We start from the raw sequence: 8,841 nt of genomic DNA, 5'->3' as shown, positions 1-8,841 counted from the left end.
ATCAAATTATTATCCGAGAAAAAAAGAAGAATTACTGTATTTGTAAGGCATACAGTAATTCTTCTCGGATAACCAATCTTCTTGGATAATGTGCCTTATCTAAGAACTTGGATAAGGCGCATGTCCGACGTTATTGGTTGAAAGCTGATAGCAAAAACGGACAAATTGGCGTGAGTTATTGCGATAAATTATATCGTTTGGAGCGGGAATTCAAAACCTGTCTCCAAGTAAACGCCGAAAAAAACGCATGAAATACTCGAAGCCTATTGTGGATGAATTCTTTCAGTGGGTGGATACGTCTCCATTCTTCGGTAAAAGTGCTCTCGCAAAAGCAGCAGAGTATACATTAAATAGAGCTGACGGATTAAAAGCATTTTTGTATGATGGTCGGATTGAAATCGACAATAATCCAGCTGAAAATGCTATCCGTCCCAATGTCATAGGTCGAAAAAATTGGATGCATTCCGTTAGCGAGGCCGGTGCAAGGGCAAACGCTATTTGTTTAAGTCTCGCAGAGACAGCGAAGAGTAATCGCATCGATTTCTATGAATATCTAAAGAAGCTGCTGACAGATTTACCGAATCTCAATATCCATCAAAATCCTAAGATTTTAGATCAGTACTTGCCCTGGTCAAAGACCGTTCAAGCAACATGTAGCAAATAATAAAATTAGCCGCCTATTTGATTTGAAAAATCATCCTAGACGGCTGTTTGTCATGCGTACTGAAAAGGTATGCTTATTTTTATAGTTCGGGCTTACCATTAGCTTGATGTACTTCCATTAATATATCGATTTGGGTGATGAAGCAAGAATCCCGAAGAACTAATTGATACTGTAGTAAAAATCATTATCCAATTAGCAAAGTGCTAACGCCTCAAGTAATATAGTTAAAATGTAATGTAACTAATATAAGAAAATTAAAAATAAATGAGCGAGGGGAATTTGATTGGCATATAAAACTTTTATATCTTATTAACATTCCGAAGCTAAGGATTTAAGAGACAGAATTGTGGAAGCACTCGGGGAGGACGCTAAATATTATCAAGGAGAAATAAGCGAATCACCAGTTATGTCCGATAAAACAACTGATTATATCATAGATAAATTAAAGGATATGATTTACTCTACCTCTGATACAATCGTTGTAATCTCTCCGAATATGAAAGCAAGTTGATTAATGAAGGAAATTTCCTTGAAGATCCAAAAAAATACACTAAAAACGCATCTGATAAAAGTAAAAATACAAGCAACTATAATCTAACCAGAAAAAAATAAAGGTTTGCATATAAATCTATTAGGAAGAACCCTTCTCAATTTAATAGCAGGCGTGAAATACCCTTACGGATCAGCTCCATAACTACGGTTTTGGACTGATTACGTGAGGGTATTTTCTATAGGAATCAAATATATTCTCCAAATTGATCCGATTTCCAAGCATGAATCGCGTGACGTTCTTTCTCAAAAATCTTCTCTAAGTAAATCATCGTCGTTTCAATTTTTTCATGCCCCAAGGATCTCATTATGGTATAAATATCGACATCATTGAGTTTAGAGATAATCGCAAAGGCATGGCGGAATACGTGCGGTGTGATGTTAAGTGACGGATCAGATAACTTCAGTCGAACAGTACTCGATATTTGTGCGCTCACATACTGAGATAAATAGGATGGGGAGAAAGCGCGCCCTGTATTCGTTGTGAAAAGGGGCGTATCCGGTTGGGCATGTTCAAATGTAGTCAATCCTCGCGCCGCTCGATACTGACGGACACTCGTGACGACCTTATCTTTTAACGGTATGTGCCGCCTCTTATTGCCTTGTACACCTACTTATGGGATAAAAATCGAAACTATATATTATCTTTCCGTGAGCCTTAGTTTATACACTATAAACAAGGGTTTTCTTTTTTCCCATTATAGTATATTATGGGGATTATATATAATTCGAAATATTTGAAACATATAAAACGTTGGTCAGATTAATATACTATGGGTTGAGTCTTTAAAACAATTTTAAATAAATAATCTAATATAAGATACTAACATTATAAATTGTTTAGGGGTGAAAATTGTATGGAATTAGAAAAGTACAAATGGGTTGTAAGAGAAAATAAGATAGAACATTTACTTGGTAATAACCAGTTGGAGCAGAGAACAGTAATCACAATAGGTGTACAAAATAAAAAAAATGGTATTATTGTGCCTCATCCAATTACTCACTTCATTAAAGAAAATTATGAATTCAAGGGTAAAAGTATAAGCGCTCAAATAAATCCTGCTAGAAAGATAGTAGGCTTATTAAATTTCATCAATGAACAAATAATTAAAGGAAACCCAGATTACCAAATCCTACATGAGAAAGGCTTTAGAGGATTACAACTTAAACATGCAGCACAATATATCACTCATTGTTCAGAAAAAAAGCTGGCATATGATTATGTGAGGGGTTCAATTGAAAGATATCTGATACATTTTTATAGCTATTTGAAAAGTATGGAACTAATAGATGAAGAAATCGTATTTGATACGTATATATCAAAAAGAGGTGAAGAAGTAATCATTAGCCCCTTTTTAGATCCTACTCTTGACACCCAATACCCTTCAACGAATAGAGTAATTAAAAATAAACTTAAGGATTTTGGGGACATTCCTGAAAAAAGAAATAAATTAGTTTATGAGTTTCTAGAAGAGGCTCGAAGAGTAATGCCTGAAATTGCTTTTGGAATTGCACTTCAATTTTTTGGAGGACTACGGCGAGGTGAGGTTGTAAACCTGACAGCAGGAAGTATTCCAACCGACTTTTTAAGCGGATCAAATTATGTTGCTGTACTAGATAATCAAAATATTTTATTCAGACATCTTCAAAACACCACAAAAGAACAAGTAAAAAGAGCACGTATACAACCAATTTTGCCAAGCACTTACTTAAAAGAATTATACGATGCCCATATAAAAATGAACATGAAAGTTGAAAAAATGAATCCTTACGCTTTTTTTGTTGACTCTAAAGGTAAAACAATTTCTGGAGGTACATATGAGAAGAAATTTGGAAAAGTTAAGGATGCTTACTTGGAGCGATTAAATTCAACACAAGGCCGTTATTCTGACTGGAATATGCTAAGAGAATCAATTTGGGGTACCCATATTGGGCGAGGAGTTTTTACAAACTTTTTATATAATAGAGGACTTGATGACAAACAGATGGCTATTGCCAGAGGGGATAGAAGCACTGAATCAGCAAAAGAGTATATAGACTATAGGAACGCAATATCAAATTTTCAAATGGCAATTGAGATTCTTTCATCTGAAGAGATAGTCGATGTTGGAAAAACTATGACAAGAAATTGGGATTGGGAGGTGTTTAGTAAGTGATAACAATGATTAAGATAGAGGATGCTCATTTGTACTTTGGAGGTAAAGATCTATATCCTACTTTTGATTCCAGGAAGTTATTTATACAGAGAATAGAAAAATTGATTAAGGCAGGAGTTGTAATAGGAAAAAATGAAGAGGTTGAACTTCAATCTCTACGAAAGCGTTTATCATATGAAGCATTTATCCTCCAAAATTATTTAAGCTTTCCTGAAATGCGTGAAAAAATAAAATTTAGCTACTCCAATAGTACTTATCCCTTTAAAAAGTTTCTTGAAAGCAAGGGAACCGATTCTCCTTTTGAATATGTCTTTGTAGAATATCCAATTAATTCAATAAAATTATTTATTAGTAAACACTCAATAGACAGATTTATTTCTAATTATATTTCTTTGGATGAAATGATAAGTAGATGTAGTCAATTAGAAAACAAACAGTATAAGAATAATATTTGTTTTAAGTTAAAAATAAACTCATTCCAATTAGGTATGAAACGTTATTTTAAGCGAAGTGATTTTGAAAAAATACTTAAACACTTAGAATCAATGGAAGTTAATTCAGATCATTATTATTCATTAGATGAGTTCAAACAAATTCTATCGGTAACTTTGAGTAAACATTATCTGCAAATTGAAGAGGAGTATAGCCTTATAACAAAAAGAGATGCATATCAACGCAAATATTACATAAGGGAGGTTGTAGATAGTTTAAAAATACGCCAAGATGCTTTAAAAGAAAAATATATGTCACTTGCTGAAATTAAAGAAATTGCTCTTAATAAAGGTTATTTTAACTCTATTAACTCTTTTAACTCTACACAATGTAAGGTGAAAGGTGAACCAATAGATAGTTTGCTTCGTCCCCTTTTCAAAGACAAAAGAATTATGTATTCGAGAGAAGCTGTAAATACATGGTTTGAAAAAATTAGAATAAAAAGAGTACTGTCAACAGTATCAATGGAATCTGATTTTGATACTTTTAAATACCGATTGGAGGTTAGTGGAATAAACTTAAATGAACTAGGACCATTTACATCTGAAAATTGGTTACAATTTGTTTCAAGTAGGCTTAATAGATCAAAATCTAGTGTTTATTCCAAACAAAAATATATTAATAGTTATGTTAATGAAACAGAGCATTTGATTAACCTAGTAAGTTCAACAAAGAAACTTGAAATATATTCAGTTACTTCAAATGATATTAACATTTTATTTAATCAAATCCCTTTAAATAACGCTATGATAATCTATCAATTTGCGAAAAAAGTCTATTATAAATTAAAGAATCAAAAGTTAGAAACTTTTGATCTTAAACGGGTTACTAATCCTTATAATATTACGATAAATCCTAAAGATAAGTCGATTTATGAGTACAAGAAATATAAAAAATTATATAACTATGCCCAGGATATAAGTTTACATAAAGAAAGGGCAATATTAGATACATTAAATATAATTTCTGGCAAGGGTTCAAAGCGAACATTAAAATATTATGCATCAAGTTGGTTATATATTCTTCTTCATTTGAATAACGCATGGAGACACTCAGATGCCGTTTCTTTCCCTCAAGTTAATTTAAGTGGAACACAAATAATTGATTTGGACTGGATGTTAAGAAACGAATTAAGTGATGAAGATACTGATTACATTATTAACCAAGTGTATCGAGCAGAATTCATCATTTCTAAAACCCAAGTAAAAAACTATTTCTTTTGTTCTAAGGAACTAAAAAAACCCTTTGCTACTGCGATTGCTATATGCCAATTAAGGACTAATGCAATTTCACCTTTCCATGAATCGTTAATTGATTTTTCAACTAAGGGGCAACAATTTACCGAAACCCGAAGTAGGAGATTTTTTGAACTTTTTGGTGAGGAACAATTCCTTTTTTCCTCAAGAAAGATGAATAGATCATTAATGTCTTATGTTTATGTAATATTAAGTAAAACGCAAAAAGGAACAGCAGGATTGAAAACAATCCAGAAAATGAGAGGGCATTTAAAACAAGAAACGACTAATTTTTATGTTGATATCCCTGAAGAAGATCTGAACTTTCTTTCAAAGCAATTATTTGCAAGAGAATCATTTGGATTTGTATACGATACGTTTCTAGACGTTTTGCAAGGTGTTGAAATTGATCGAGAAAAAAGAACTACCGAAATTCAATGCATACAAAACTACTTTGGAGATATTCATAAAATTGAAGAGATATCAAGTTTTTTAAATGTAATACATACTGATAGAAAAACCGTCTTGGATCGCATTCTTTCAATGGGTTTCGATGAGGCTTTGGAATTCCTAAATAAAATTGAAACAGGACAATTGCCAAGTAAGAAAGAAAATATTCAATGTATGTTTGCTGAAAGTGGTTGTGTAAAAACAGGACAAGGTGTAGATTGTTTTGACTGTGCATTTTCCATACCAAATTACTATGCCCTCTCTTCACTTGGGGCGAGCCTTCAGGACAGATTGAATAGATATTTAGAATCTCAAAAACTCGAAATAGAAAAGCCATTCTACGAACAAAGAAAACGGGCGAGATTATTCTATATTCAATTGGAATTGTTTGCTCAAGCAATACAAAGGTTCGGATTTGATGTCTATGAGTTTATAACAGATCCTAGAGCTGAATTTATTGAAAAACAAAAAAATATTGGTTCCTTGAAAGAACTTTATAGATTTCAGCAATGAGAGTAGGTAAGGGTATGTTCAAAGAAAATTTGAGTGAACTTATAGATTTGGATGAGTTGTCGGAAGAAAAGTTTAATCTTGAAGAAAGTGTAATTAAAGCGAACGCAATACTGAATATCATACGGGAAGAAGATCCAATTTTTAATGGGGAATTTGAGGATGATATTTGGTGTTTTGAAAATCATCTGCACAAAACTAATATTATATTTAATTTTATGGAAATGAAAAATACACATAGATTTAGAGATTACTGGAATTCAACATCTGTTATATTGATCAAATGTTGGGTTGTTGAACTTTTAGAAAGTTATTATCCAGCAGTAGTAAATCGGAAATTGGCGGTACTATTAAAGGTAATAGAACAAACCGAATTTTTTAACCCGAATAAGTCAAATTTGTTTGTTGAATCATTGCGAAACTTCTCACCAGCAGTCCAAAATTGTTTGGAAAACATGGACAAGCAAGATAAGACCCGAGAAGAATTGTTATATGAATTAAAAAAAGAAAGGTCAGGGTTATCACCTGTAATAGAAATGATAAAGGTAACTTTAAGCTTTTTAACATTCAGCGAGTTAAAGTCTTTTGAAATTTACCATAAACCCCTAATGTCTATAAGGAAAGGGATACCTAATGAAGCATTTGCCAGACAATTACCATCGGGTAAGGATGTATTAAAATTTGATTATTGTATCAATAAATATTTTAAATTTGGGATTCGCAATCCTTCCAATCTTTTATTTGCTCCCATTTTACTCTGGTGGAAGATAACAAATATTATACCCATGCGAATAAGCGAGTTTTGTCTTATTGAGAGGTTGTGTATTACAGCGAAATACGGAAGTTACTATATTGCCCTACCTCGTAAAAAGCAACCAGCAGCTAAACGGAAAGTTCAAGTGATTGACACATTAGAAATCACCAAAGATATTTTCGATCTGATAGAAGAGTATATCGAGCTTACAAATCAATATGGAGAAACTGAGACATTGATTTCCTATAGAGCATATTTAGCACTTAGGGAAAGGAAACATATGCCACTACCTAGTGGGAATATAAATTATTATGTTCGTTATAATTTTCATAACTTATTAATGCATTTTTATAAAGAGGTTGTTTATGGAAAGTTTGAAATAACGGTTATTCGAGAAGTAAGGCCTAATGATACTAGGCATTTCGCATTTTGTTCTTTATTAATGCAAGGAATATCCCCAATCGAAATAGCAAGACTTGGAGGGCATTCAACAATAGAAGCACAATATCACTATTCAAATCATACGGAATACTTTATTGATATTGAGGTTAAAAAACTAATTGATGGATTTTTCAGGCAAGATGGGAAGTTAAGTGGAGCCTTTGAAGGACACGAAATTTCATTCGAGGATATAGAACGAAATAGCTTCAGGCTTCCCTCCAATAATACGAGACTTCCAATGGAAATAGGATATTGTACCGATGAACTGCAAAGGTGTGAAAGTGAAGAGTGTATGTTATGTAGGCATTGGTGGATTCACCCTCTCGAATTAGTTGATTCAAAATCTGAAATTGAAGGAAAAATCACAAAACGGAAACAGAAAATCATTGAGATGGGGAACTTTCTGAAAAACATTAATGAGAATTTTAAAGCAACAATGGTATCCGATGTGGACCCGGGTGTATTTACTGCATTAGAAACTAAAGCTGCATCTGTCCAGGAACATTTAGTAGAAATCGCACGTTTAACTATGCTAATAGGGGGTGATTTTGATTAACAAGGAGAAAAAAAGTAGGGGAAGACCATCAACAAAATATATTGAAAAAGAATTATGGACAATCATAGCCCATTATAGAGAGAATGTTAGGCCTCAAGGAGAGATCAAGTACCTACGGTTGTATAAATATCATTTAGAGCTTTATAAGGAGAGGCCTGATGTATGTAGCAGAACATATTCGGAAGACTTTTGGAGAAAAAAAGGCCAACCTGGTCGAGAAATCATTGATACAGCTAATCAGGTCAGAAGCGTAACTCTTGTAGATTCAAATAATAATAAAAAGGACATTCCGAATGTAGCAGATGTAGTATATAAGTACTCAAAAGATCCTGAGAGGTTAATAAAACATTTGATACCCCTCGAAAATGAAGTAAGAAGAAGTATAGAAAAAGAAAGAGAATTAAAGCAAAAAAACGAAGAACTGAAAGTGAAACTAAAAGAAGAAAAGGAGGCTAAAAAGGAACTAAGAGAACGAATAACACTTTTGAAAGAATGTATTCTTAAATTATTTCATTATAGCCCTTCGGATGGAACTCCATTGGAGAATCTACTTAATATGAATAATAAAAATAAACGAATTAAGCGTGCTTTAGATGAAGCATGGAGTAATCCTCAAGACTTTTATACAGGATTTGAAAACTTGCAAAAGGAGCAAACATCTTACTTAATAACCAAAGAAGATAATGTTGTCTTATTAAATGATGTTAAAAAAAGGAGAACTTTAGCAGATGACTTTGATGGGAAGTTTTGATAATTTATACCAATATCCTGGGGAAAATAAACTTTTTTCGGTTTTAAAGAAAATAATAGAATCTGTAACTGAAGTTTAAAGTTCAAGAATTATTTATAATCAAAACTGAAGATGAGGATTTAATAAAAGCAAAAACATTAATTTCAGTAACAGGATCGTTTGACTCTCCCGATATCCCTGAAATAATTGGTATCAGTTATTTTACCGGTGAAATAATACATTCGAGTCAGTACATCAACCCAGAACGATACGCAAATAAAAGTGCCTTAACTTCGGAAATGTA

The 8,841-nt window shown here is 32.6% G+C and carries 5 protein-coding genes and 2 pseudogenes; 6 read left to right on the top strand and 1 reads right to left on the bottom strand.

Annotated features, from left to right (window positions below; translation table 11 throughout):
* Nucleotides 1-116: 116 nt before the first annotated feature.
* Nucleotides 117-664 (top strand): annotated as a pseudogene (locus H4683_RS19375) (IS66 family transposase); the annotation flags it as partial.
* A gap of 346 nt (nt 665-1,010) precedes the next feature.
* Nucleotides 1,011-1,175, top strand: a complete 165-nt coding sequence (locus tag H4683_RS19370) for a hypothetical protein (RefSeq protein WP_225942240.1) — start codon at nt 1,011-1,013, stop codon at nt 1,173-1,175.
* 226 nt (nt 1,176-1,401) lie between these two features.
* On the opposite strand, the pseudogene H4683_RS19365 reads toward H4683_RS19370, so the two are convergent.
* Nucleotides 1,402-1,803: pseudogene (locus H4683_RS19365) on the bottom strand (tyrosine-type recombinase/integrase); the annotation flags it as partial.
* Nucleotides 1,804-2,070: 267 nt separating this feature from the next.
* On the opposite strand from H4683_RS19365, the gene H4683_RS19360 reads away from it, so the two are divergent.
* Genes H4683_RS19360 through H4683_RS19345 form a run of 4 tightly spaced genes read left to right on the top strand, consistent with a single transcriptional unit; the run spans nt 2,071 to nt 8,558 of the window.
* Nucleotides 2,071-3,369 (top strand): hypothetical protein, encoded by a 1,299-nt coding sequence (locus tag H4683_RS19360; protein ID WP_192600478.1) that lies wholly within the window; start codon nt 2,071-2,073, stop codon nt 3,367-3,369.
* Nucleotides 3,366-6,059, top strand: a complete 2,694-nt coding sequence (locus H4683_RS19355; protein WP_192600477.1) for a MerR family transcriptional regulator — start codon at nt 3,366-3,368, stop codon at nt 6,057-6,059. The genes H4683_RS19360 and H4683_RS19355 overlap by 4 nt, the downstream gene beginning before the upstream one ends.
* 14 nt (nt 6,060-6,073) lie before the next feature.
* The gene (locus H4683_RS19350; protein ID WP_192600476.1) at nt 6,074-7,807 is read left to right on the top strand and encodes a site-specific integrase; all 1,734 of its coding nucleotides are present in this window, start codon (nt 6,074-6,076) and stop codon (nt 7,805-7,807) included.
* On the top strand, nt 7,800-8,558 hold the full coding sequence (locus tag H4683_RS19345; RefSeq protein WP_192600475.1) for a hypothetical protein: 759 nt from the start codon (nt 7,800-7,802) through the stop codon (nt 8,556-8,558). Before H4683_RS19350 ends, H4683_RS19345 begins: the two co-directional genes overlap by 8 nt.
* The last annotated feature ends 283 nt before the right edge of the window (nt 8,559-8,841 follow it).

This window comes from Sporosarcina limicola, assembly GCF_014873855.1.
In the GTDB taxonomy this organism is placed as follows: Bacteria; Bacillota; Bacilli; order Bacillales_A; family Planococcaceae; genus Sporosarcina; species Sporosarcina limicola.
Note: the sequence above shows the minus strand (reverse complement) of the source record. Positions and strands in the feature narration are given on the sequence as shown.